Source organism: Serratia sp. NFX21 (genome assembly GCF_048517035.1).
GTDB classification, from domain to species: domain Bacteria; phylum Pseudomonadota; class Gammaproteobacteria; order Enterobacterales; family Enterobacteriaceae; genus Serratia; species Serratia quinivorans.
In genome coordinates this window covers 1,388,751-1,411,269 of record NZ_CP183196.1, presented here as the reverse complement: position 1 = coordinate 1,411,269, position 22,519 = coordinate 1,388,751, and the positions used below count along the sequence as shown (strand labels likewise).

Below are 22,519 nucleotides of genomic sequence, written 5' to 3'. Positions count from 1 at the left end.
CATGAACCATCCACCTGCCACCGACTGGGCGGCTTATATCAGCCAGATGGAAAACATACTGGCCCTGGAGCTCAATGACGTGTGCCGCCAGGAACTGCTGATCCAATTCAACCGCATCGCCGCAATGGCTGAGCCGCTGATGGCCCTGCCGCTCGATCAGCGTCTGGAAATTGCCGGGGTATATCGAGCATGAATCCAATCAGCGCACTGTCGATCGCCGAGATCCGCGCCGCCCTGCAGCAAGGTGCGATTTCCGCCCGTGAGGTAGCCCAGCAAACGCTGGACAATATCGACACCCAAAACCCTTCGCTTAACGCCTATACCCACGTCACCCGTGAACGTATGCTGGCGGAGGCCGACAATCTCGATCGTGCCCGTGCCAAAGGGCAAGCGCTACCCAGCCTGGCGGCCATTCCTTATGCGGTGAAAAATCTGTTCGATGTCACCGGGGAAACCACCCTGGCCGGTGCCAGCCTGTTTTGCGATAACCCACCCGCCAAACAAGACGCCTGGGTGGTGAGCCGGCTGGCGGCACAGGGCGCGCTGCTCTCCGGCATGCTGAATATGGACGCCTATGCCTACGGTTTCACCACTGAAAACAGCCACTACGGCGCGACGCGTAACCCACACGACACCACGCGTATTGCCGGGGGCTCCTCTGGGGGTTCAGCGGCTGCGGTCGCCGCCGGGCTGGTAACATTTTCACTCGGCAGCGATACCAACGGCTCAATACGCGTGCCCTCTTCGCTATGCGGCATCTTCGGGTTGAAGCCGACCTTTGGCCGCCTGTCGCGCAGCGGCAGCCAGCCGTTTGTCGCCAGTCTGGATCATGTCGGCCCCTTTGCCCGGCGGGTGCGCGATCTGGCCGCGGTGTATGACGTGATGCAGGGCACCGATATCGAAGACCGCTTCCAGGCGGAAAAACCGATCACCCAAACCGAGTCGCTGCTGCCGCGTGGCCAACAAGGGTTACGTTGCGCAGTGCTGGCCGGCTATTTCCAGCAATGGTGCAATGAAGACGCCAAAGCGGCGGTGCAGCAGGTCGCTCAGGCGCTGGAGGCCGTCGCCGAAGTCGAACTGCCCCAGGCTGAACTGGCGCGTTCGGCGGCGTTTATTCTCACCGCCGCCGAGGGAGGTAACCAGTATCTGCCGCAGTTGCGCAGCCAACCCGAGCGCTTTGAACCGCTGTCGCGCGAGCGGCTGCTTGCCGGGGCCATGCTGCCCGCCGCCTGGTACCTGCAGGCACAACGTTTCCGCACCCATTTCCAGCAGCAGGTATTGCCGCTGTTTGAACACTGGGACATTCTGATCGCCCCGGCCACGCCGTGCGCCGCGACGGTCATTGGTCAGGAAACCCTACGTATCAACGGCACCGACCTGCCGATCCGCGCCGGCATGGGTATGCTGACACAGCCGATCTCCTTTCTCGGCCTGCCGGTGGTGACGGTGCCGCTGAAAACCGCGGCGGGGCTACCGATCGGGCTGCAGCTTATCGCACCGCCATGGCGTGAAGATCTGGCACTGCGAGCCGCCTATGCGCTGGAACAACGCGGCGTAGCTACCTGTGTTTTACCAGGGAAACAGGATTAACTAATGAAGAGTGAATATATCGATCGACCGGCAGTGCTGGCAGAAGTGAACGCCGCCTTTTACCGTTACGAACAGGCGCTGACTGGCAATGATATTGACGTATTGGATGAACTGTTTTGGCACGACGGGCGCACCGTCCGTTATGGTGCGACGGAGAATTTGTACGGTATCGAACAGATCCGCGACTTCCGCCAACAGCGGCCATCAAAAGGGCTGGATCGCGTACTGGAAAACACCGTCATCACCACCTACGGAGATGATATGGCAGTCGCCAGCACCGAATTCCGTCGTCCCGGCAGCGACAGTGTCGGCCGGCAGATGCAAACCTGGGTCAAACTGCCCTGCGGCTGGCGCATCGTCGCCGCGCATGTGAGTTTGATGGCGGAATAATCGCGATTGCACAAAAATTGGACAGCCATACTCAGTCCGCCGTATAGTAGCCAAAGGTATTACCTTTAGCTAACTGGGGCGACCAATGACAAGTGCAACATCGATTAAAATTGATGAACAACTGAAGCAGCGGGTGCAGCAAATTGCGGCTACACGCCAGCGCAGCGCGCACTGGATAATGCGCGAGGCGATCCGCGAATATGTCGAACGAGAAGAAAAACGCGAAGCGCTGCGCAAAGATGCGTTACAGGCATGGGAAGTCTATCAGGCAAATGGTAAACATCTGTCTCAGGAAGAGGCCGATAATTGGCTCATCAGCCTGGAAAAAGGTGATGATACGGAGATCCCGGAGTGCCACAACTGATATGGACGCCTGCAGCGCTACAAGATATTCAGCGATTGTACCGATTTCTGGCGGAGAAAGACCTCAACTCCGCAAAGAGGGCCGTTGCCACCATCCGTCACAGCGTCAATATCCTCGCTCACCAACCGCAGGTAGGTCGCCCGGTTGAAGAGATGGATACGGAATTTAGAGAATGGCCGATCGATTTCGGCAACAGTGGTTATATCGCGCTATATCATTTTGATGGCCACACCGCAGTACTGCTGGCGGTGCGCCACCAAAGTGAAGCCGGCTATTGAAGGATTAGCTCAACACCAATAGGCCATAAAGTTAACGGTGGAGCGGTCCAAATCGCGTTCGCCAATCAGGTAACGGCGCAACGCCTTCACCGCTGAAGACTCCGCCGCGACCCAGGCGTAGAAGCTTTTCGCCCCTTCGGCCCGTTCCCACAGCAGGTCGCCACCCAGGCTGTTTTCGGTCAGCGACTGTGACTGCGTACGCGCCGACTCTGGAATATTCACCCGCTGGCGCACCGATTCCACCAGCAAGGTGCCGTGCATCTGCTGATGCCCCACGTCACGCGGCAACCAATACACCTCGGCAAACGGGAAGCGATCCATATTCAGGCAGTCACCCGCGACCGGCACTTCAAAGAACGCCTGCACTCTTGGTGGATTGGCCTGCTGCGCCAGCTGTTCCAAAATACCCACTGCCGCCGGCACCGCAGTTTCATCGGCGATCAGCAGTGCCTGTTGCAATGCGCTTGGTGGTGCCCATTCATAACCGCCGCTGTCGCCGTCAAAATCGGCATTGGGTGCAACCACCTGCAGGGTATCACCCGGTTTGGCCTCGGTCGCCCAGGCGGAAGCCGGGCCGTTGACGCCATGCAACACAAACTCGACGTCCATCTGATTCTGTTCACTGCGCAATGCGCGCAGCGTGTAAGTACGCATCACCGGGCGCTGTTCTTTGGGTATCGCCATATAATGACGATACCAGTCGTCGCTATTTTCCAGACAGGAAAGTTGGCCATTCTCGGCCGGGAACAACAGTTTGATGCGCTGATCCGGCGCCTCCAGCTTCATGCGGTGGACGTCCGGTCCTTCGAAAACGCAGCGCAGTAAGGAAGGCGATACGTTTTCTTTTACTTTCAGTGTGATATCAAAAACTCTGTAGCTTGATGCGCCGGACATAGCTGTTACTCTCCCGCAGAATTTACCCTGACACGGTGCTGGCACCACAGCCAGCCGCTGATACCGCCCAACAGGACCGCCATCGTCAGAGCCGCCGCAATCAGCTGCGACTCACCATAAAACCTGGCCACCACCGGCACCATCAGCGCGCTCAGACCGTAACCCAGCGTGTGGCTGGTGGCGATGACTCCCGACCCTTTGCCGGTGGACAATTTATCATTCAACAATAGCTGGTAGCCCGGTGTCGCCATAGCCGCGCCAAAGGAGGCCAGCGCACAACCGGCATAGAACAACGCCAGCGGCTCAGCGCACATCAGGCCCAATCCGACCACCATCAATACCGCAGCAAGCAGCAGCAGTTGTGACGCGCTAAAGCGCTGTGGGCGCACCACCAGAAACTGTGCCAACAGGGTACAACCCGCCGCTACGCTCAACAGCACCGCCACATGATGGCTAACGCTGGTGGCAGAGTGGCTGAATAAACGGCTCAAATGCGGTGCCAACCCGAGTTGCATCAGGCTGACCGAAGCCGCCAACAGCACCGCACACAACAAATAAGGCACCATATTGAGGCGCAGTCGGTTTTGCTGATGGGCCACCGGTGGCAAAGGCGGATCGTTATGCTGACGGCATATCACCAGCAGGGCGATTAATGGCGCAAGCGCCATCAGCCACAGCGGTGCCATCGGATGAATCGACAACGCCAACGCGGCGCACAGGGGGCCAAGCAGCCGCCCGCAGCTCAGCCCGGAGCTGATGGTCGCCAGCGCCGACATACGTTGCTCATAACCGGCCCGCTGCAGGGCCCAGGTCTGACTGGCAGGCACCATGCCGGACACCGTCAAACCATAGATAATCCGTGCCACGATCAGCGCGCCCAATCCCGTCATCGGCGAAAGCCAGCCTGCCGCCAGCCCCCAAACCGCCAGTGCCAGCAAGGCAAAACTGAACAAATACCCTGCTAACGCCATGGTGACCACAAACTTGCAGCCGCGAACTTCGGACTGCTTGCCCCACCACGGCGAGCCGACCAGAAACAGCATTGAGCCGAGCGTGAGTAACCCGGCCCAGACGGAAAGCGAAAGATGAGTCATGCTGACCAATACCGGCAATGCCACCAGCAGGCCGTTTTGCCCGATGCCCAACAACCCGGCACAAAGCGCCAGTGGCCAGTTGGAAGGAGACGTATTCCCAATTGTCGGTGATTTAGGGGGAGAAGAAATATGCATCAAACGTAAATTTACCGTTAATAAAATTATAAGGTTATGTTCAATTCATTGAAAAATTGTATCATAGGATGATTGATAACAATAAATATTATTGATATAAGAATCATTCTCAATTGATTCAACAGTGAAATGGGATCATGACAATCCAGTTTGAAACCGCGACGACCGACGTGGCTGCACAATGTTTTCTCAACGCATTGATGCGTGAAACCCGGGACTGGCAAATCGTTCCGGCGGCCAGCCACCAACAGTATCCGCAACTGCACATTCCACTTTCGCCTTCTCAGGCTATTCGCATCGCTTTACGCCATACCTCCCCCACTCAGCATCACCAGTACCTGTTCCCCGCTTATCTGTATCAGCAGGATGACGGTGCAGGGGTTGCGCTGAGCGTGGAACAGCTTATCTCCTTGCTGTTGGAAAAACCGGCGGTGAAAGGCGAATTGTCCGATGACGTGGTGGCCCGTTTCCGCCAGCGTGTACTGGAAAGTCATGAAAATACCCAGCAGGCGATCAATATCCGTCTGGACTGGCCTGCGCTGCGCGACAAGCCGCTGAACTTCGCCCAGGCGGAACAGGGGCTGCTGGTCGGTCACGCCTTCCACCCGGCACCGAAGTCGCATGAGCCATTCAACCATCAGCAGGCGCACCGCTATCTGCCGGATTTTGCCGCCAGCTTCCCGCTGCGTTGGTTTGCCGTCGATAAACGCCAACTGTGCGGCGACAGCCTGAATCTGACGCTGCAGCAGCGCCTGCAACGTTTTGCCGCCGAAAGTGCCCCGCAGCTGTTGGCACACTTTAGCGATAACGTCTGGCTGCTACCGATGCATCCGTGGCAGGCCGACCATTTACTGACGCAGAACTGGTGCCAGGATCTGGTGACCCAGGGGCTGCTGCAGGATCTGGGCGAAGCCGGCGAACGCTGGCTGCCTACCAGTTCTTCACGCTCGCTGTACAGCGCCAGTAACCGTGACATGATCAAATTCTCCCTCAGCGTGCGCCTGACCAACTCGGTGCGCACCCTGTCGGTAAAAGAAGTGAAGCGCGGGATCCGTCTGGCACGTCTTGCGCAAACCCCGCGCTGGCAACAGTTGCAGGCGCGCTATCCGACCTTCCGCGTAATGCAGGAAGACGGCTGGGCCGGTCTTCGCTCGGCAGACGGCACCGTCCAGGAAGAAAGCCTGATGGCGCTGCGCGATAACCTGCTGTTCGACCAGCCACAAAGCCAGACCAACGTGTTGGTGACCCTGACCCAGGCCGCGCCGGATGGCGGCGACAGCCTGCTGGCTGCAGCGGTACGCCGTTTGGCCAGCCGCCTGAATCTGCCGTTGCAACAAGCCGCCCACACCTGGCTGGATGCCTACTGCCAACAGGTGTTGCTGCCGCTGTTCAGTACCGAAGCCGATTACGGGCTGGTGCTGCTGGCTCACCAGCAAAACATTCTGGTAGAGATGCAGCAGGACCTGCCGATCGGCATGCTGTATCGCGACTGTCAGGGCAGTGGTTTTACCCGTGACGCTGGCCCCTGGCTGGAAGAAATTGGTGAAGCCGATGCGGAAAACCGCTTCAGCGAGCAACAGTTGCTGCGCTACTTCCCTTACTACCTGCTGGTGAACTCCAGCCTGGCGGTCACCGCCGCACTGGCTGCGGCCGGTTTCGACAGTGAAGAGGCATTGATGGCCCGGGTACGCGACGCACTGAGCGGCCTGCGCGCCAACGCCAAAAACACCCTGTGCCTGGACTACGTGCTCGACAGCAGCCACTGGAACTGCAAAGGCAACTTCTTCTGTTACCTGCACGACCATAACGAAAACACCATCGTTGATCCGGCGGTGATTTACTTTGATTTCGTTAACCCGCTGCGCCAGGGAGCCGCCCAATGATGCAGCACGCCAAACTGATGCATGCCGGCAGCGGTTTCCGCTGTGAACGGCTGGAACGGGAGTTGCAGCTAGGTCTCGGTCTCGACGGTAGCGCCGTGCTGCACTATCCGGGCCCACTGCCACAGGGCTGGCTGGTTCAAGCGTTAGACCAGTTACTGGTGGCCGCGCCGCAGCTCAGCGGTGTCACGCTGCCTTACGCGCAATGGCGTGAAGAACCGCAGGCGCAGGCGCTGTTCGCGTTGGCCAGCGGTGACTATCTGGCACGCGAAACCTTTTATCAATTGCCGCTGTGGCTGATGGCTGAACGCAACCGCGCCTCCGGCCAGATGCAGTATGACGCCGAACGCAGCCTGTGGTACCCACAGCGCCCGGCGCGTCCCAACGGTGAGGTGTACCGCCGTTACGATCCACAGTTGAAGAAAACCCTCAGTTTCCGTCTGCCGGAAGTGGAACGCGACGCCGAACAGTTCACCCGCTGGATGAATTCACCGCGCGTTGACGCCTTCTGGGAAATGAGCGGCCCGCTCGAAACCCAGGCCGCCTACCTGCAGCGTCAACTGGATTCCAGCTACTGCTACCCGCTGCTGGGTTGCTTTGACGATCGCCCGTTCGGCTATTTCGAAGTTTATTGGGCGCCGGAGGATCGCATTGGCCGCCACTATCGCTGGCAACCCTTCGATCGTGGGCTGCACATGCTGGTGGGTGAAGAAGACTGCCGCGGTGCGCAGTACATCCGCAGTTGGCTGCGCGGCCTGACGCATTATTTGTACCTGGACGAACCCCGCACCACGCGGGTGGTCGCCGAGCCGCGTGCCGACAACCAACGCCTGTTCCGTCACCTGCCTGCCGCCGGTTATCACACCCTTAAAGAGTTTGATTTCCCACATAAGCGTTCGCGTTTGATCGTGAATCAGCGTGCCGAATTCTTCCAGGAGACCTGCGTATGATGACGCCAGATTACGCCGACTGGCAGCGCGTTAACCGCCAGATGATCGCCAAGATCCTCGCCGAGCTGGAATACGAGCGCGCGCTGCAGGCTGAACATCACGACGGCCAATGGCACATTGCGCTGGGCGACGCCCACTACCGCTTCAGCGCCGAACGCGGCATCTGGGGCTGGCTGCACATCGATCCGGCTACCCTGGCCTGCGATCAATCGCCGTTAGCCGCCGACCAAACGCTGCGCCAACTGGCACAGGTGTTGAAGATGGACGATGCGCAGGTCGCAGAACATCTGGAAGACCTGTACGCCACGTTGCGCGGCGATATGCAGTTGCTGTCTGCCCGTCACGGTATGAGTGCGCAGGATCTGATCGCACTGGACGCCGATGCGCTGCAATGCCTGCTGGCCGGACATCCCAAGTTTATCTTTAATAAAGGTCGTCGTGGTTGGGGCCTGACCGCGCTGCAGCAGTATGCCCCGGAATACCAGGGCCAGTTTCGCCTGCACTGGGTGGCGGCCAAGCGTGGCAGCTTCGTCTGGTGTGCTGATGAAGAATATCCGCTGACCCAGCTGCTCGATAGCGCCATGGACAGCGCCGAACGCCAGCGCTTCGACCACCGCTGGCGCGAGCTGAAACTGACCCATGACTGGATCCCGGTGCCCCTGCATCCGTGGCAGTGGCAGCAAAAGATCGCGCTGCACTTCCTGCCTCAGTTGGCCGAAGGGGAGTTGGTGGAACTGGGTGAATTTGGTGACAACTATTTGGCACAGCAATCGTTGCGTACCCTGACCAATATCAGCCGCCGCTCCGCGTTCGACATCAAACTGCCGCTGACCATTTACAACACTTCGTGTTATCGCGGTATTCCGGGCAAGTACATCAGCGCCGGGCCGGCCGCTTCTCGCTGGCTGCAGCATATCTTTTCCGAAGACAGCACGCTGCGCGCCAGCGGCGCCGAAATCCTGGGTGAACCGGCGGCGGGTTATATGACCCACCCAACCTACGCATCCCTGGCCAAAGCCCCCTACCGCTATCAGGAAATGCTTGGCGTGATCTGGCGTGAGAACCCTTCTTGCTATCTGCAACAAGGTGAGCAAGCCATTTTGATGGCGACGCTGATGGAAACCGACAACCATGGCCAGCCGCTGATCGCCGCCTATATTGCTCGCTCCGGCCTGAGCGCTGAAGCCTGGCTGCAACAGATGTTCAGCGTGGTGGTGTTACCGATGTATCACCTGATGTGCCGCTACGGCGTGGCGCTGATCGCCCACGGGCAGAACATCACGCTGGTGATGAAAGACCACGTGCCGCAACGCGTGCTGCTTAAAGACTTCCAGGGAGATATGCGCCTGGTGGATAAGGACTTCCCCGAAGCGGCGACGCTGCCGAAAGTCGTCAAGGACGTCACCGTGCGTCTGTCCGCCGACTACCTGATCCATGACTTGCAAACCGGGCATTTCGTCACCGTGTTGCGCTTTATCTCACCGCTGATGCAGGCCTGCGGAGTCAGTGAAGCCCGTTTCTATCAGCTGCTGGCGCAGGTGCTGGAAGGCTATATGGCACGGCACCCGGAAATGGCGGAACGTTTTGCCCTGTTTGATCTGTTTAAACCACAAATCATTCGCGTGGTGCTCAACCCGGTGAAACTCACCTACTCGGAGCAGGATGGCGGCAGCCGTATGCTGCCAAACTATCTGCAGGATCTGGATAACCCTCTTTACCTGGTCACCAAGGAGTTTGCCCAATGAATCAGCCCCTGGATTTCATCGGCATTGGCGTAGGTCCGTTCAACCTCAGTATTGCCGCTCTCGGCAGTGAAGTTGCCGGTTTTAACAGTAAATTTCTCGAGCGCAAACCGCACTTTTCCTGGCACCCCGGCATGATGGTGCCGGATTGCCATATGCAGACCAGTTTCCTCAAGGATCTGGTCAGTGCGGTATCGCCGACCAATCCCTACAGTTTTATTAACTATCTGGTGAAACGGAAGAAATTTTACCGTTTCCTGACAACCGAGCTGCGCACGGTGTCGCGCGAAGAGTTTGCCGACTACCTCGACTGGGCCGCCAATGGCCTGAAGTCGCTCGAATTCAGCCAGGACATTCAAAGCGTGGATTTTGACGACCAGCAGCGGCAATTTGTCGTCACCACCCAGCGCGCCACCTACCGGGCACGCCACGTCTGTCTGGGCATCGGCAAACGCATCAAGCTGCCGGACTGCGTTACCGAACAAAACGATCGCTGCTTCCATGCCAGCGAGATGACGTTGCGTAACCCGGATCTGACCGGCAAGCGCGTCACCATCGTCGGCGGCGGCCAGAGCGGTGCCGATCTGTTCCTGAACATCTTCCGCGCCGAGTGGGGCCAGCCGGCGCAGTTGAACTGGATCTCGCGTCGCAACAACTATAACGCCCTGGATGAAGCCGCTTTCGCCAACGAATACTTCACCCCGGACTACGTTGACAGCTTCTATGGCCTGAACGACAGCGCCAAACAGCGCATGCTGACCGAGCAGAAGATGACTTCTGACGGCATAACCAGCGACTCGCTGTTAGCGATTTACCGGGCGATGTACCACCAGTTTGAAGTGCTGCGCGAAAAACCCTGGGCGCACCTGTTACCCAGCCGCTCGCTGGCGGCGATCCAGGCCGCAGGCAACGGCTGGCAGTTAGTGACCCACCATCATCTCGATCAGGGCAAAGAAACCTTCGATACCGACGTGGTGATCTTCGCCACCGGCTATCAGCAGGATCGTCCGGCGTTCCTTGAGCCGCTGGCGGACCGTCTGTTAACCACCGCCGATGACCAGTACCGCGTGGCCCCCGACTTCACCCTGGAGTGGCAAGGCCCCAGCGAAAATTGCCTGTTTGCGGTGAACGCCGGTATGCACAGTCACGGCATCGCCGAACCCCAGCTCAGCCTGATGGCCTGGCGTTCGGCTCGTATTCTCAACCGGGCTTTAGGACGCGACCAGTTCGATTTAACGTCCACCCCGGCGGTGATCCAATGGCGCAGCCAGCAACCGGGCACCCCAGCCCGAGCGACACACGCCATGCTCAATTACACCGAGTTTTAACTACACACCAATGATGGGAAACACTGGAAGATAATGATGAAGCGCAAACACCTCTGGGTATTAAATCCTTGTCTGCTGGCGATGATCGCACCAGCAGCAGCCTGGGCAGAAGAACAAAAAAGCGAAGAGCAAATGGTGGTTTCCGCCAGCCGTGCGCACCGTACCGTAGCAGAAATGGCGCAGACCACCTGGGTGATTGAGAGCCAGGAAATTGAGCAACAGGTACAGGGCGGCAAAGAGATCAAGGACATGCTGGCGCAGTTGATCCCGGGGATGGACGTCAGCGGTCAGGGCCGAACCAACTACGGCATGAACCTGCGTGGCCGTTCAATGATGGTGATGATCGACGGCGTGCGTTTGAACTCTTCGCGCAGCGACAGCCGCCAGTTGGATTCGATCGACCCGTTTAATATCGACCACATTGAAGTAATCTCCGGTGCCACCTCGCTGTACGGCGGCGGCAGCACCGGCGGTTTGATCAACATCGTCACCAAAAAAGGCCAGAAAGAGCAGCAGGTTGAGCTGCAGATCGGCGGCAAAACCGGCTTTGGCGGCCATAACGACCACGACGAAAACGTGGCGGCGGCGGTCAGCGGCGGCAACGATAATGCCTCGGGCCGCCTGTCGGTCTCTTACCAGCGCTACGGCGGCTGGTACGACGGCAAGGGCAATGAAGTCCTGATCGACAATACCCAGACTGGCCTGCAATATTCCGATCGCCTCGACGTGATGGGTACCGGCACCATTAATATCGACGATCACCAGCAGCTGCAACTGACCACCCAGTATTACAAAAGCCAGTCCGACGGCGACCACGGCCTGTTCCTGGGGGAGAATTTCTCCGCGGTGACCGGCAGCGCCAAAGCTTATAACAGCGGCAACCTGAATTCGGATCGTATTCCTGGCACTGAACGTCACCTGATCAACCTGCAGTACTCCAATACCGATTTCCTCGGGCAGGATCTGGTGGCGCAGGTTTATTATCGCGATGAGTCGCTGACCTTCTACCCGTTCCCGACGCTGGCGGGCAAAGCACCGGACTACTACGTCAGCAGCATCGGTGCCTCGCAGCAGAAAACCGATTTTTACGGCGGCAAGCTGACGCTGAACAGCAAGCCGATCGACGCCCTGACGCTGACCTACGGCATCGACGCCGAGCATGAAACTTTCAATTCCAACCAGCAATTCTTTGATCTGGCCAAGGCGCAACAGTCCGGCGGCATGGACTTGCAAAACGCCTATAACACCGGGCGTTACCCAGGCTACACCACCAGCAATTTGGCCACCTTCATGCAGGCCAGTTACGATATCAACCCTATCTTTACCCTAAGCGGCGGTGTGCGTTATCAGTACACTGAAAACAAGATTGATGACTTTGTTGGCTATAACCAACAGCAGGCCATCGCCACCGGCGGCGCGACCTCAGCGGACGCGATCCCAGGTGGGAAAACCGACTATAACAACGCCCTGTTCAACGCCGGCCTGCTGGCGCACCTGACCGAACGCCAACAGACCTGGGTCAACTTCTCGCAGGGCTACGAGATCCCGGATCCGGGCAAATATTACGGCAACGGCACTTACTCGCTGAACAACGGCCACTATCAGTTGAACAAAAGCGTCAACGTCGGCGATTCCAAGCTGGAAGGCATTAAGGTTAACTCTTATGAGCTCGGCTGGCGTTATACCGGTGACAACCTGCGTACGCAGATCGCCGGCTACTACTCACTGTCCGATAAGAGCATTTCGATCAACAAAACCGATATGACCATCAACGTCAATTCGGATAAGCGTCGTATCTACGGGGTGGAAGGCGCGGTCGATTACTTCTTCGAAGACAGTGACTGGAGCGCGGGCACCAACTTCAACTTCATTCGCTCCGAGACCAAGGTCAACGGCGAGTGGAAAAAACTGTTGGTGGACACGGCCAGCCCATCGAAAGTCACCGCCTATGTCGGCTGGGCACCGGGCGACTGGAACCTGCGCCTGCAGTCGCAGCAGAGCTTCGACGTCTCGGATGACGGTGATTACACCAAGGTCGGCTCCACTCAGGGCCGCAAAATTGATGGCTACAACACCATCGATTTCCTCGGCAGCTACGCCCTGCCGGTGGGTAAACTCAGCTTTAGCGTAGAGAACCTGCTGGACAAGGAATACACCACCGTCTGGGGCCAGCGCGCACCGATCCTTTATAGCCCAACCTACGGCTCACCAGAGCTTTACAGCTATAAAGGCCGTGGCCGCACCTTTGGTCTGAACTACTCCGTACTGTTCTGATCCCTGCCTGGGCGCATTTTCGCGCCCAAACAGAATGAAGAAAGGGCCACTTCGGCCCTTTCTTCATTTCTTGAACGGGTGCTGCGCGACCCAGTGCTCGGCGATATCCTGCCGCCGGCATACCCAAACCCGATCGTGTTGCTCGATATAATCCAGAAAGCGCTGCAATGCACGAAACTTGCCAGGACGCCCCAGCAAGCGACAATGCATGCCGATCGACAGCATCTTCGGCGACTCTGCCCCTTCGGCGTACAGCACGTCAAAACTGTCTTTAAGATAGGTAAAGAACTGCTCGCCGGTGTTAAACCCCTGCGGCGAAGCGAAACGCATGTCATTAGTTTCTAACGTATAAGGCACGATCAAATGCGGCTTCTTCTGGCCATTGGCGCACTGCACTTCGGTCCAGAACGGCAGGTCGTCGCCGTAATAGTCGCTGTCGTACAGTAAACCTCCTTGTTCCACCACCAACCGACGAGTATTCGGGCTATCGCGGCCGGTATACCAGCCGAGCGGCGCCTTGCCGAACAGATCGCGCAGTACGGTGATGGCCTGCTGCATGTGTTGCCGTTCGGTCGCTTCATCCATATGTTGATAGTGGATCCAGCGCCAACCGTGGCTGACTACGTCGTAATCGGCGTTTTTAATCGCTTCAACCACCAACGGATTACGCGCCAGTGCCATTGCCACGCCAAACACCGTCAACGGCAGACCACGGCGCTGAAACTCATGATGAATGCGCCAGAAACCAGCACGTGAACCATATTCGTACAAGGAATCCATCGACATATGCCGTTCGGGATAACTGGCAGCACCAATGATATCGGAGAGAAACTGTTCCGAACCGGCGTCGCCGTGCAGCACGTTATTTTCCGCGCCTTCTTCGTAGTTGAGAACAAACTGCACCGCGATTCGCGCCTGACCAGGCCAACCAGCGTGCGGCGGACGACCACCGTAGCCGATTAAATCTCGGGGATAATATTGATTGAACTGGAACTCACCCATCGCTGTTTCCCCTTTACTGATTACCCACTAAAACTGCCAAACATACCGGACAAGGGTTTTGCCCGCGGAAAATCCAGATCGCCGTGTTTGCTGGTGCTCAGACCAAGGGCATTCAACGACTCGATCATTTTCACCGCGGCGCTGACACCGTCGATCACCGGGATCCCCAGCTCCAGCGTCAGTTCACGCGCCAAATCCGCCATGCCGCCACAACCGAGCACAATCGCCCCGCTGCCGTCCTGTTGTTTTGCCTGGATGCACTGTTCACGTACCTTTTGCTGCGCCAGACCACTTCCATCTTCCAGCGCCAACACCGGCAGGTCGATCGCATGCAACGCGGCGCAGTGTCGCTCAAAACCATATTGATGCAGTAAATGTCGTGCGATAACCAACGTACGCGGCAGCGTGGTGACGATCGAAAAACGCGTCGCCACCAGTGTCGCCATATGCATTGCCGCCTCGGCGATGCCAATCACCGGCCGGTTTGCCAACTCCCGCGCCGCCAGCAGGCCCGGATCGCCGAAACAGGCGATGACATGACCGCTGACCCCCGCTTCTCGGCCCAACTTCACCTGCTGCAATACGCCGATCGCAGCAATGGCTTCGTCAAAATGCCCTTCTATTGACGGCGCCCCTTCCTGTGGGCAAACCGCCAGGATCTTGGTACCCGGCGCGGCCACCGAACGGGCAGCGGCAGCAATGGTTTCCGTCATTACCCGGCTGGTATTTGGATTGATGACCTGAATGATGCAGTCAGCGATCATAGCGGTTCCCTCGAGCCGGATTCGGCAAATATCCGGGCAAAATCCGGCGTTTCATTTGCACCATGATCAAACCGCAGGTTGGCCACGATGTCGTCAAAATGGCGGGCCATATGATCTGCCAGCGCCACACTGTCTTTGTCGCGCAACAGCCCCAGCAGATCACCGTGGTCGTGGCAACGACAACCCTGCTGCCAGGGCGAGCCGTAAACGGCTATCACCAACGATGAACGCAGTGTGAGCAGCGAAACCATCTCGGTCAGCACCTGATTACCGGCGATCGCTTGCAATTGAACGTGGAACGCGGCGGACAGGCGGATCGCCGCCGCACCGTCCTGATCGCGGTGCGCCTGCTGTTCCTGCGCCACTAGCTCTGCCATCGCCAGCAAATGCTCTTCTTTGCAGTGGGTAACCACCTGCGGCAGGTTGGCGCACTCCAGCATTTTTCTCGTCTGGAAAACATTCGCCGCTTCGTCCTGCCCCGGCGTGGCAACCTGTGCACCACGTTTGGGCAGTTGAGTGACCAGTTGCACTGCGGCAAGGCGCTGCAGCACCCGCCGGATGCCGGTTCGGCTGACGCCAAAAGTCTCCGCCAACGCTTCTTCCGGCAATTTGCTGCCGGGCAGCAACCGATGTTCGACGATGGCTTTCACCAGCGAGTTGTAAATGCAATCGTCTTTATCTTCAATGAAATAACTGGCCTGTTGCCCATGCCAGGCGGCGTTGGTGTCGATCGCTGTACCGATCATTTTTCTGCTCCCCGTCCCCTTCAATCGTCAAATCGTATACAAGAATTAGATATTTTGTATACAAAAAAGAGCAGTCTGGCCTGGATCCTGCAAATGCCCTCTCAGCAATCTTTGCCAAAAAACAGATAACAACATCCGGGTGACGTTCTTGAGAGGAGCACGATTTATGCCAAACCCTAATGAAAACTACAGTCCCAAGCTGTGCAACGACGATCTGGCACCCACGCGTGACCAGAACTGGAGCTGGTACAACATATTTTCTTTCTGGATGTCCGATGTACACAGCATGGGCGGCTATGTGGTGGCCGCCAGCTTTTTCGCCCTTGGCCTGTCGAGTTGGCAGGTTTTGATTTGTCTGCTGGTGGGGATTTGCATCGTGCAGTTTTGCGCAAACCTGGTGGCTAAGCCCAGCCAACTCGGCGGCGTGCCCTACGCCGTATTAAGCCGTCAGGCGTTTGGCGTGTTCGGCGCCAATATTCCGGCGGTGATCCGCGGCATGATCGCCTTCGCCTGGTACGGCATCCAAACTTATCTGGCCTCCAACGCGTTGATGCTGACGCTGCTGAAATTCTTCCCGTCGCTGGAACCGATGACCCAACCGCATTTCCTCGGGCTGTCGCAGCTTGGCTGGGGCTGTTACATCACCATGTGGCTGTTGCAGGCGATGGTGTTTTGGCACGGTATGCAGGCCATTAAGCGCTTTATCGATATCGCCGGACCAGCCGTTTATGTGGTGATGTTCGCGCTGGCGGGCTGGATTGTTTACCGCGTCGGTTTCTCCAACCTTTCCTTCACGCTGTCGAGCAAAACCCTGAGCACCGGTGAACAGGGCTGGCTGATGCTGACCGCGACCGCGCTGGTGGTGTCCTACTTCTCCGGCCCGCTGCTTAACTTCGGCGACTTTACCCGCTACGGCAAAAGCTTTGCCGAAGTGCAGCGCGGTAACCGTTGGGGCTTGCCGTTCAACTATCTGCTGTTCTCATTGGTGACCGTGGTGATCGTTTCCGGTACCCTGCCGCTGTTTGGGCAACTGATCACCGACCCGATCGAAACCGTCACCCGCCTCGACAGCGATATTGCCGTCGCCCTGGGTTTGCTGACCATGATTGTCGCCACTATCGGCATCAATATTGTGGCCAACTTTGTCTCACCGGCGTTTGATTTTTCCAACTGCTCGCCGCAGAAGATCAGCTTCCGCACCGGTGGGATGATCGCCGCCGTCGGCTCATTCCTGCTGACACCGTGGAACCTGTTCCAGTCACCCGAACTGATTCATTACACGCTGGACGTATTGGCTGCCTTTATCGGCCCGCTGTTCGGTATTCTGTTGGTCGACTTTTACATCATCAAGCGCGGTGAATTGCACGTCGACGATTTGTATAACGCCACGCCAAACGGCCGTTACTGGTACAAGAATGGGTTCAATCCGAATGCGATTTGGGCGCTGGTGCCGTCAGTGGTGATCGGGTTGGCGATCAGTTTTACGCCGAGTCTGCATCAGGTGGCGAACTTCAGTTGGTTTATCGGGGCGGCACTGGGTGGGGGATGTTATCGGATCATTGCCCGTCGCGAATGGGCAGCCAATCAGGCGGTAACCTTTGCCAAGGCGGAATTAAGCAAAGATTAAAAACAACGAAGCCCTGAGTTATTACTAACTCAGGGCTTCTTAATGTTGGCGGAACGGACGGGGCTCGAACCCGCGACCCCCTGCGTGACAGGCAGGTATTCTAACCAACTGAACTACCGCTCCGCGCCGTTCTTCTCTTTCGAGAGGAACGAGGCGCATATTACGGTTGAGCCACTATGGCGTCAATGCCTTTTTCTTACCAAATGAACCGTTTGCACAGTTTTTCAGCTAACCGGGCCGAAAGATTATCGGCCCAGATTAAAACGCCGTTATTCCACTTCGGTACGCCACAGGCAACTGCCGCCCTTTTTCGCCACTAAATCCAGACGCGCTTCGTGGGCCACCACTTCTTCATCGCTGGCATAGACGACTTTCATCGTCGTCGCCGGGCGCACAATGCGCTGAATGTCCTGCGTTGAATTGCTATTTTGCGTATCGCCTTCCATCTGGAAGGCCATTGACGTCTGACCGCCGGTCATCGCCAGATAGACTTCCGCCAGGATCTCGGCATCGAGCAAGGCGCCGTGCAGCGTACGCTTGCTGTTGTCTATCTCGTAACGGCTGCATAACGCATCGAGGTTGTTACGCTTGCCGGGGAACAGGCGGCGCGCCATTAACAGGCTGTCGGTGATGGTACAGAAGGTATCGGTCTTCGGGATGCCCTGCTGCAACATGCGGAATTCGTGATCCATAAAGCCGATGTCGAACGCCGCGTTATGGATGACTAACTCGCCGCCGCGGATAAAGTCGATAAACTCATCGGCAATTTGGGCAAAGGTCGGTTTATCCGCCAGGAACTCATCGCTGATGCCGTGAACCCCATAGGCCTCAGGATCCACCAGCCGATCCGGCTTGATATAAACATGGTAGTGACGACCGGTTGGGCGACGGTTAATCACTTCCAGCGCGCCAATTTCAATGATGCGGTGGCCTTCGTAATGCACCCCGAGTTTGTTCATACCGGTGGTTTCGGTATCGAGGACAATCTGTCTGGTGGTTGTTGAGATCATATTGCAGTGCTCGCAGCGCTTGTTTATGTCAGACTTGGCTTTTATAAAACTGATAGGAAGAGTCTACCAGAGATGCTCAAACAGGTAGAAATTTTCACCGACGGCTCCTGCCTTGGCAACCCGGGCCCCGGTGGTTATGGTGCAATACTGCGCTATAAGCAGACTGAAAAAACCTTCAGCGCGGGCTTCCGCCTGACCACCAACAACCGCATGGAGATGATGGCGGCGATTGTCGCGCTGGAAGCTCTGACCACGCCCTGCGAAGTGACCCTGAGCACCGACAGCCAGTATGTACGCCAGGGCATTACCACCTGGATCCACAACTGGAAAAAGCGCGGCTGGAAAACGGCCGACAAAAAACCGGTCAAGAATGTCGATTTATGGCAGCGGTTGGATTTGGCCATTCAACGCCATACGGTTAAATGGGAATGGGTCAAGGGCCACGCCGGCCATCCGGAAAACGAACGCTGCGACGTGTTGGCGCGTGATGCGGCCAGCAATCCAACCCAGGATGATGTCGGTTACAAACCGGAAAGTTAAGGCAGTTTGCGATAACTCTTGGTCGCGCCGACGGCGCGGCTGAGAGCAGGTTTTCTCGCACCGAATTTCATCGGCGTTGGCGTCAGCGGTAAGGTGCGCTTACGCGCCACAATCACGCTCATGCAGCCCAATGCCGGCAAATGGGTACATAAAAATTTCCCGCCTTTACGCTGCCACGGCAATACGTGAAAACGCGACTGATGCAGTACTTCATAATTAAGCAGACTCAGCCAGTCCAGCAGACGCATCTGGGTAAACATCCGGCTTGCATAAGGTTGACGGTGACGTAACCCTGGCACCAGCTTACCCAGCCCCAATAAACTGAACGGATTGAAACTGCTGATCACCAGCCAGCCGTCGTCGATCAACACGCGATCCACCTCTCGCAGCATGCGGTGCGGGTCATCAGCATAGGACAGCGTATGCGCCAACAGGCAGGCATCCACCGATTTGGCAGCAAAGGGGAGCTGATAGGCATCCGCGATCACCTGCAGGTTCTGCCCTTCCAGGGCTACATTTACCTGATGAGAAATGGCGCATTTGTCGGTCGCCAGACTGGCACTGAGATTACCGAGCTTTAACAGGTGGAAACCAAACAGCTTCGACCACCAGGGTTGCAACTGCCGCTCGAGCGCCTCACGATAGTATTCTCCCCACGGCAACTCTGCCCAGGACTGTGGGCCGGTGAGCTTTTGTAGAGTATGGGCTGGTTTCATGATTTATTATCTTCTTTCAAGCCGTTGCCAACGAGAGGTCCAACATGAATCTTATCAGCATTCCCGCCTTCCAGGACAATTACATTTGGTTATTGGATAACCAGCAGGGGCATTGCATTATTGTCGATCCCGGTGAAGCACAGCCGGTATTGGAAACGCTGGATCGCCTGAACCTGACGCCTGACGCCATTGTGCTTACCCATCATCATCACGATCACGTTGGCGGCGTAGCGCAAATTGTGGCGCGTTATTCCGGGCTAAAAGTCTATGGGCCGCAGGAAACTGCCGACAAGGGAGCCAACCACATCGTTCATGATGGCGAAACCATCGAAATTAACGGCCAGAAATTCGCCACAATCGCGGTTCCCGGACATACCTTGGGCCATGTAGCATTCTATAGCGCACCTTATCTGTTCTGCGGAGACACTATTTTCTCTGCTGGCTGCGGAAGGCTTTTTGAAGGCACCGCAGAGCAAATGTTCAACTCATTTCAACAGCTCGCGCAACTTCCCGATAACACCTTAATTTGTTGTGCGCATGAATATACGCTTTCAAATCTTAAGTTTGCGCGAGCTATTTTGCCGAAAGATCGACACATTGAAACATATCAGCAACAAGTTGAGGCGTTACGGGCAAAAGGCCAATCCAGCGTACCCACGACGCTACAATTAGAGCGTAAAATTAACCTATTTTTACGTTGCCATGACACTGATTTACAAAGAGAATTAGGCTTTCATACGCCACCAGAGCATCTTCATTCGGTTTTTTCCGAATTACGCCTGCGTAAAGACAACTTCTGAGCTTTTAGTTGTGTTGTTTGGCGAAGCAAAGTATGATTGCTCGTCTTTTAAGCAACTACATTGACACACACATGAAGGCTAAAGCGATATTTCTCGCCTCAGTCTTGCTAGTGGGGTGCCAGTCGTCCAGGCAGGACGCACCGGCCCCAGAACAGCATGCACAGAGTTTGTCTTCGGCAGGTCAAGAAGGTGAAGCAGGAGAGTACACAGCGAATGGTCGAGCGAGCTCGGCGCGGTGGCTAGATAACAATAGTGGTGCCGCGCAACAGAACCTGTGGAACTTCATTAGCGACGAGCTGAAGATGGAGGTTCCGGAAAATTCCCGGATCCGTGATCAAAAAAGAAAGTACCTAAAAAGTAAGAGCTATCTCCACGATGTAACATTACGGGCAGAGCCGTACATGTACTGGATAGTCGGGCAGATTAAGAAACGCAATATGCCGATGGAACTGGTACTGCTACCCATAGTGGAGAGCGCTTTTGACCCCCACGCCACGTCAAGTGCCAACGCCGCAGGGCTATGGCAAATCGTGCCGCAAACGGGTCGGAATTATGGTTTGAAAAACAACCAGTGGTATGACGGGCGACGCGATGTCGTGGCCTCGACGACTGCTGCGCTTGATATGATGCAGTATTTGAACCGCATGTTTAACGGTGACTGGTTACTGACCATTGCCGCTTATAACAGTGGTGAAGGCCGTGTCATGCAGGCGGTTAAGGCGAATAAACGCCAGGGTAAGCCAACCAATTTCTGGGCATTGTCGCTTCCGCGTGAAACGTCAATTTATGTCCCGAAAATGCTGGCGCTGAGCGACATCATTAAAAACAGCAAGAAGTACGGTATCAATCTGCCTAAGACTGATAACACCCGTGCACTGGCGCGTATTGATGTTGGACAGCAAATACAGTTAACTCAGGCGGCTGAGATGGCTGGGCTTTCATTGACCAAGATGAAGGCTTATAACCCAGGCTACAAAAAAGGCGTTACGGCACCCAACGGGCCCCATTATATTATGGTTCCCAAAGGTCATGCCGATCAGCTGAAAGACTCGTTGGCCGATGGCCAGATCGCAGTGACTCAGCCAACCACTCAGTTGGCGAAGAACAGCGGCCTGTCTGGTGGCAGCTCGTATAAAGTGCGCTCCGGCGACACGGTATCGGGCATTGCCAAGCGGTTGAATATCAAGTCCAGCGATTTGCAGAGTTGGAACAATTTGCGCGCCAAGAGCACGCTAAAAGTTGGGCAAACCCTGCAAGTGGCCAGCAATACCGGCAGTAACAGCAGCATCACCTATCAGGTTCGTAAAGGTGATTCGCTCGCCAGTATCGCACGTCGTCACGGCGTCGATATTAACGACGTGATGCGTTGGAACTCAACGCTTGCCAAAGCCAACAGCAACCTGCAGCCGGGTCTGAAATTGACCCTGTTTGTCAGCGATAAAACGTCGCCGGATACCTAAATTTTCGGCACAAAAAAAGCACCCTTCGGGGTGCTTTTTTATTGTCTGAATATGGTGCGAATATTACCAATGCGGCTTGTCGGCTTCAGGGTGAAACTCCACCAGCAGCGGATTATGATCCGATGCGCTGGTCACCAGCACCGAAGCCTCTGCCACCCCCATGTTGCGATAAAACACAAAGTCCAGCGGGCGGCCAAACGCCTTGCGGCGGTGATCGTCGGTAAAGTTCACCTCACGCAACGCCATATCACTGGCAAACTGGTATAACGCATTAATTCGCTTACGACTCCAGGCATTAAAATCCCCGGCCATGATCACCGGCCCCTGGTGATTGGCAATCTGCTCACCAATCGGTCCCAGTTGCTTACTGTAGACATCCACGCCCAGGCTGAAATTCACCGCATGGATATTCACTACCATCAATAGCTGGCCGTTAAACAACGGGTAGACGGTAATCAACGCCGACTTGGCCAGCCGCAGCAATGGCTCACGTTCACGCAGTGGGCAGCAATAGACCGGATGCGCCGCCGCCAGCGTCATTACGCCGGAAGGATGCTGAGGCAACACGAATGCCGGCACCTGATCGGCAGCCAGATAGTTTGACGTGGCAAAGCTCACCAGCTCAGGCGTGGTTTGCGCCTCCTGCAACAGCACCAGTTGCGCATCCTTGCCATAACTTTTCAGCACCGAAAGCCAATCGGCCCGCTGCTGTTTAAAGATGTTCCACACCATCACCCGTAATGCACCGGACGTGGGCAATGCAGCCCCAGGCGGCAGCGGTTGGTTGATGGCGCCAGGGAAAATTCGCTCAACTGGCTGACCTGCAACATACCTCATTGCATAAGTTCGTTTCGGCACGCTATTCGCCTATTTCCCATTAGGATAAAACTGGCAGTGACATTCCCGCCAACAATGAATTGATTATACGCCTGCCC

Annotated in this window: 22 protein-coding genes and 1 tRNA gene; 14 read left to right on the top strand and 9 right to left on the bottom strand. The window is 56.5% G+C overall.

What is annotated here, in order from left to right; all coding sequences use genetic code 11:
* Window position 1: 1 nt before the first annotated feature.
* The 5 genes from hpxX (at window position 2) to ACNT1W_RS06590 (ending at window position 2,622) form a co-directional block, all read left to right on the top strand.
* On the top strand, window positions 2-193 hold the full coding sequence (hpxX, locus tag ACNT1W_RS06610) for an oxalurate catabolism protein HpxX (RefSeq protein ID WP_419246541.1): 192 nt from the start codon (window positions 2-4) through the stop codon (window positions 191-193).
* Window positions 190-1,590 (top strand): AtzE family amidohydrolase, encoded by a 1,401-nt coding sequence (locus ACNT1W_RS06605; RefSeq protein ID WP_419246540.1) that lies wholly within the window; start codon window positions 190-192, stop codon window positions 1,588-1,590. The genes hpxX and ACNT1W_RS06605 overlap by 4 nt, the downstream gene beginning before the upstream one ends.
* A 3-nt stretch (window positions 1,591-1,593) precedes the next feature.
* Window positions 1,594-1,980: an oxalurate catabolism protein HpxZ gene (hpxZ, locus tag ACNT1W_RS06600; RefSeq protein WP_012005372.1), complete on the top strand. Its 387-nt coding sequence runs from the start codon at window positions 1,594-1,596 to the stop codon at window positions 1,978-1,980.
* Between the two features lie 85 nt (window positions 1,981-2,065).
* A complete protein-coding gene (locus ACNT1W_RS06595; RefSeq protein WP_012005371.1) occupies window positions 2,066-2,344 on the top strand; it encodes a CopG family ribbon-helix-helix protein in 279 nt (92 codons plus the stop codon).
* Window positions 2,332-2,622, top strand: coding sequence for a type II toxin-antitoxin system RelE/ParE family toxin (locus tag ACNT1W_RS06590; RefSeq protein WP_012005370.1), 291 nt, complete (start codon window positions 2,332-2,334; stop codon window positions 2,620-2,622). The genes ACNT1W_RS06595 and ACNT1W_RS06590 overlap by 13 nt, the downstream gene beginning before the upstream one ends.
* A 9-nt stretch (window positions 2,623-2,631) precedes the next feature.
* Here the strand turns inward: ACNT1W_RS06590 and ACNT1W_RS06585 are convergent, their stop codons facing one another.
* Entirely contained in the window at window positions 2,632-3,516 is an 885-nt protein-coding gene (locus tag ACNT1W_RS06585) for a siderophore-interacting protein (RefSeq protein WP_126501338.1), read from the bottom strand.
* 5 nt (window positions 3,517-3,521) lie between these two features.
* Window positions 3,522-4,745, bottom strand: coding sequence for an MFS transporter (locus ACNT1W_RS06580; protein WP_419246539.1), 1,224 nt, complete (start codon window positions 4,743-4,745; stop codon window positions 3,522-3,524).
* A gap of 137 nt (window positions 4,746-4,882) precedes the next feature.
* Between ACNT1W_RS06580 and ACNT1W_RS06575 the strand changes: the two genes are divergently transcribed.
* The 5 genes from ACNT1W_RS06575 to ACNT1W_RS06555 are packed head-to-tail and all read left to right on the top strand — an operon-like array spanning window position 4,883 to window position 12,919.
* Entirely contained in the window at window positions 4,883-6,628 is a 1,746-nt protein-coding gene (locus ACNT1W_RS06575) for an IucA/IucC family protein (protein ID WP_115183222.1), read from the top strand.
* On the top strand, window positions 6,625-7,575 hold the full coding sequence (locus ACNT1W_RS06570; RefSeq protein ID WP_419246538.1) for a GNAT family N-acetyltransferase: 951 nt from the start codon (window positions 6,625-6,627) through the stop codon (window positions 7,573-7,575). The genes ACNT1W_RS06575 and ACNT1W_RS06570 overlap by 4 nt, the downstream gene beginning before the upstream one ends.
* Entirely contained in the window at window positions 7,572-9,320 is a 1,749-nt protein-coding gene (gene iucC / locus ACNT1W_RS06565) for an aerobactin synthase IucC (RefSeq protein ID WP_419246537.1), read from the top strand. The genes ACNT1W_RS06570 and iucC overlap by 4 nt, the downstream gene beginning before the upstream one ends.
* Complete coding sequence (locus tag ACNT1W_RS06560; protein ID WP_012005364.1) at window positions 9,317-10,645, top strand: lysine N(6)-hydroxylase/L-ornithine N(5)-oxygenase family protein; 1,329 nt, start codon at window positions 9,317-9,319, stop codon at window positions 10,643-10,645. Before iucC ends, ACNT1W_RS06560 begins: the two co-directional genes overlap by 4 nt.
* A 36-nt stretch (window positions 10,646-10,681) precedes the next feature.
* Window positions 10,682-12,919 (top strand): TonB-dependent siderophore receptor, encoded by a 2,238-nt coding sequence (locus ACNT1W_RS06555; RefSeq protein ID WP_017891712.1) that lies wholly within the window; start codon window positions 10,682-10,684, stop codon window positions 12,917-12,919.
* 63 nt (window positions 12,920-12,982) lie between these two features.
* Here the strand turns inward: ACNT1W_RS06555 and puuE are convergent, their stop codons facing one another.
* The 3 genes from puuE to ACNT1W_RS06540 are packed head-to-tail and all read right to left on the bottom strand — an operon-like array spanning window position 12,983 to window position 15,431.
* Window positions 12,983-13,921, bottom strand: a complete 939-nt coding sequence (puuE, locus tag ACNT1W_RS06550) for an allantoinase PuuE (protein WP_419246536.1) — start codon at window positions 13,919-13,921, stop codon at window positions 12,983-12,985.
* A 20-nt stretch (window positions 13,922-13,941) separates the two neighbouring features.
* Window positions 13,942-14,685 carry an allantoin racemase gene (gene hpxA, locus ACNT1W_RS06545; RefSeq protein WP_012005360.1) on the bottom strand — a complete coding sequence of 248 codons (744 nt, stop codon included), beginning with the start codon at window positions 14,683-14,685 and terminating at the stop codon, window positions 13,942-13,944.
* The gene (locus ACNT1W_RS06540) at window positions 14,682-15,431 is read right to left on the bottom strand and encodes a GntR family transcriptional regulator (RefSeq protein WP_126501327.1); all 750 of its coding nucleotides are present in this window, start codon (window positions 15,429-15,431) and stop codon (window positions 14,682-14,684) included. Before ACNT1W_RS06540 ends, hpxA begins: the two co-directional genes overlap by 4 nt.
* A gap of 166 nt (window positions 15,432-15,597) precedes the next feature.
* On the opposite strand from ACNT1W_RS06540, the gene ACNT1W_RS06535 reads away from it, so the two are divergent.
* Complete coding sequence (locus ACNT1W_RS06535; RefSeq protein ID WP_411227694.1) at window positions 15,598-17,058, top strand: NCS1 family nucleobase:cation symporter-1; 1,461 nt, start codon at window positions 15,598-15,600, stop codon at window positions 17,056-17,058.
* Between the two features lie 46 nt (window positions 17,059-17,104).
* On the opposite strand, the gene ACNT1W_RS06530 is transcribed toward ACNT1W_RS06535, so the two are convergent.
* Both ACNT1W_RS06530 and dnaQ read right to left on the bottom strand, forming a co-directional pair.
* Window positions 17,105-17,181, bottom strand: a tRNA-Asp gene (locus tag ACNT1W_RS06530).
* 146 nt (window positions 17,182-17,327) lie between these two features.
* On the bottom strand, window positions 17,328-18,068 hold the full coding sequence (dnaQ, locus tag ACNT1W_RS06525) for a DNA polymerase III subunit epsilon (protein WP_012005357.1): 741 nt from the start codon (window positions 18,066-18,068) through the stop codon (window positions 17,328-17,330).
* Window positions 18,069-18,140: 72 nt separating this feature from the next.
* Between dnaQ and rnhA the strand changes: the two genes are divergently transcribed.
* Window positions 18,141-18,608, top strand: a complete 468-nt coding sequence (gene rnhA, locus ACNT1W_RS06520) for a ribonuclease HI (RefSeq protein WP_012005356.1) — start codon at window positions 18,141-18,143, stop codon at window positions 18,606-18,608.
* Here rnhA and ACNT1W_RS06515 read toward each other — a convergent pair.
* Window positions 18,605-19,324 (bottom strand): class I SAM-dependent methyltransferase, encoded by a 720-nt coding sequence (locus ACNT1W_RS06515; protein WP_012005355.1) that lies wholly within the window; start codon window positions 19,322-19,324, stop codon window positions 18,605-18,607. The two genes, rnhA and ACNT1W_RS06515, sit on opposite strands and share 4 nt — an antisense overlap.
* Window positions 19,325-19,368: 44 nt before the next feature.
* Between ACNT1W_RS06515 and gloB the strand changes: the two genes are divergently transcribed.
* Both gloB and mltD read left to right on the top strand, forming a co-directional pair.
* Window positions 19,369-20,124: a hydroxyacylglutathione hydrolase gene (gene gloB, locus ACNT1W_RS06510; RefSeq protein WP_012005354.1), complete on the top strand. Its 756-nt coding sequence runs from the start codon at window positions 19,369-19,371 to the stop codon at window positions 20,122-20,124.
* Window positions 20,125-20,195: 71 nt separating this feature from the next.
* Window positions 20,196-21,584, top strand: coding sequence for a murein transglycosylase D (gene mltD / locus ACNT1W_RS06505; protein ID WP_172491173.1), 1,389 nt, complete (start codon window positions 20,196-20,198; stop codon window positions 21,582-21,584).
* A gap of 63 nt (window positions 21,585-21,647) precedes the next feature.
* On the opposite strand, the gene ACNT1W_RS06500 is transcribed toward mltD, so the two are convergent.
* A complete protein-coding gene (locus tag ACNT1W_RS06500) occupies window positions 21,648-22,442 on the bottom strand; it encodes an endonuclease/exonuclease/phosphatase family protein (RefSeq protein ID WP_026142215.1) in 795 nt (264 codons plus the stop codon).
* Window positions 22,443-22,519 lie beyond the last annotated feature (77 nt).

Coding starts and splice junctions, on each gene's coding strand:
- hpxX (WP_419246541.1), top strand. CDS start 2: ATGAACCATCCACCTGCCACCGACTGGGCGGCTTATATCAGCCAGATG.
- ACNT1W_RS06605 (WP_419246540.1), top strand. CDS start 190: ATGAATCCAATCAGCGCACTGTCGATCGCCGAGATCCGCGCCGCCCTG.
- hpxZ (WP_012005372.1), top strand. CDS start 1,594: ATGAAGAGTGAATATATCGATCGACCGGCAGTGCTGGCAGAAGTGAAC.
- ACNT1W_RS06595 (WP_012005371.1), top strand. CDS start 2,066: ATGACAAGTGCAACATCGATTAAAATTGATGAACAACTGAAGCAGCGG.
- ACNT1W_RS06585 (WP_126501338.1), bottom strand. CDS start 3,516: ATGTCCGGCGCATCAAGCTACAGAGTTTTTGATATCACACTGAAAGTA.
- ACNT1W_RS06580 (WP_419246539.1), bottom strand. CDS start 4,745: ATGCATATTTCTTCTCCCCCTAAATCACCGACAATTGGGAATACGTCT.
- ACNT1W_RS06575 (WP_115183222.1), top strand. CDS start 4,883: ATGACAATCCAGTTTGAAACCGCGACGACCGACGTGGCTGCACAATGT.
- ACNT1W_RS06570 (WP_419246538.1), top strand. CDS start 6,625: ATGATGCAGCACGCCAAACTGATGCATGCCGGCAGCGGTTTCCGCTGT.
- iucC (WP_419246537.1), top strand. CDS start 7,572: ATGATGACGCCAGATTACGCCGACTGGCAGCGCGTTAACCGCCAGATG.
- ACNT1W_RS06560 (WP_012005364.1), top strand. CDS start 9,317: ATGAATCAGCCCCTGGATTTCATCGGCATTGGCGTAGGTCCGTTCAAC.
- ACNT1W_RS06555 (WP_017891712.1), top strand. CDS start 10,682: ATGAAGCGCAAACACCTCTGGGTATTAAATCCTTGTCTGCTGGCGATG.
- puuE (WP_419246536.1), bottom strand. CDS start 13,921: ATGGGTGAGTTCCAGTTCAATCAATATTATCCCCGAGATTTAATCGGC.
- hpxA (WP_012005360.1), bottom strand. CDS start 14,685: ATGATCGCTGACTGCATCATTCAGGTCATCAATCCAAATACCAGCCGG.
- ACNT1W_RS06540 (WP_126501327.1), bottom strand. CDS start 15,431: ATGATCGGTACAGCGATCGACACCAACGCCGCCTGGCATGGGCAACAG.
- ACNT1W_RS06535 (WP_411227694.1), top strand. CDS start 15,598: ATGCCAAACCCTAATGAAAACTACAGTCCCAAGCTGTGCAACGACGAT.
- dnaQ (WP_012005357.1), bottom strand. CDS start 18,068: ATGATCTCAACAACCACCAGACAGATTGTCCTCGATACCGAAACCACC.
- rnhA (WP_012005356.1), top strand. CDS start 18,141: ATGCTCAAACAGGTAGAAATTTTCACCGACGGCTCCTGCCTTGGCAAC.
- ACNT1W_RS06515 (WP_012005355.1), bottom strand. CDS start 19,324: ATGAAACCAGCCCATACTCTACAAAAGCTCACCGGCCCACAGTCCTGG.
- gloB (WP_012005354.1), top strand. CDS start 19,369: ATGAATCTTATCAGCATTCCCGCCTTCCAGGACAATTACATTTGGTTA.
- mltD (WP_172491173.1), top strand. CDS start 20,196: ATGAAGGCTAAAGCGATATTTCTCGCCTCAGTCTTGCTAGTGGGGTGC.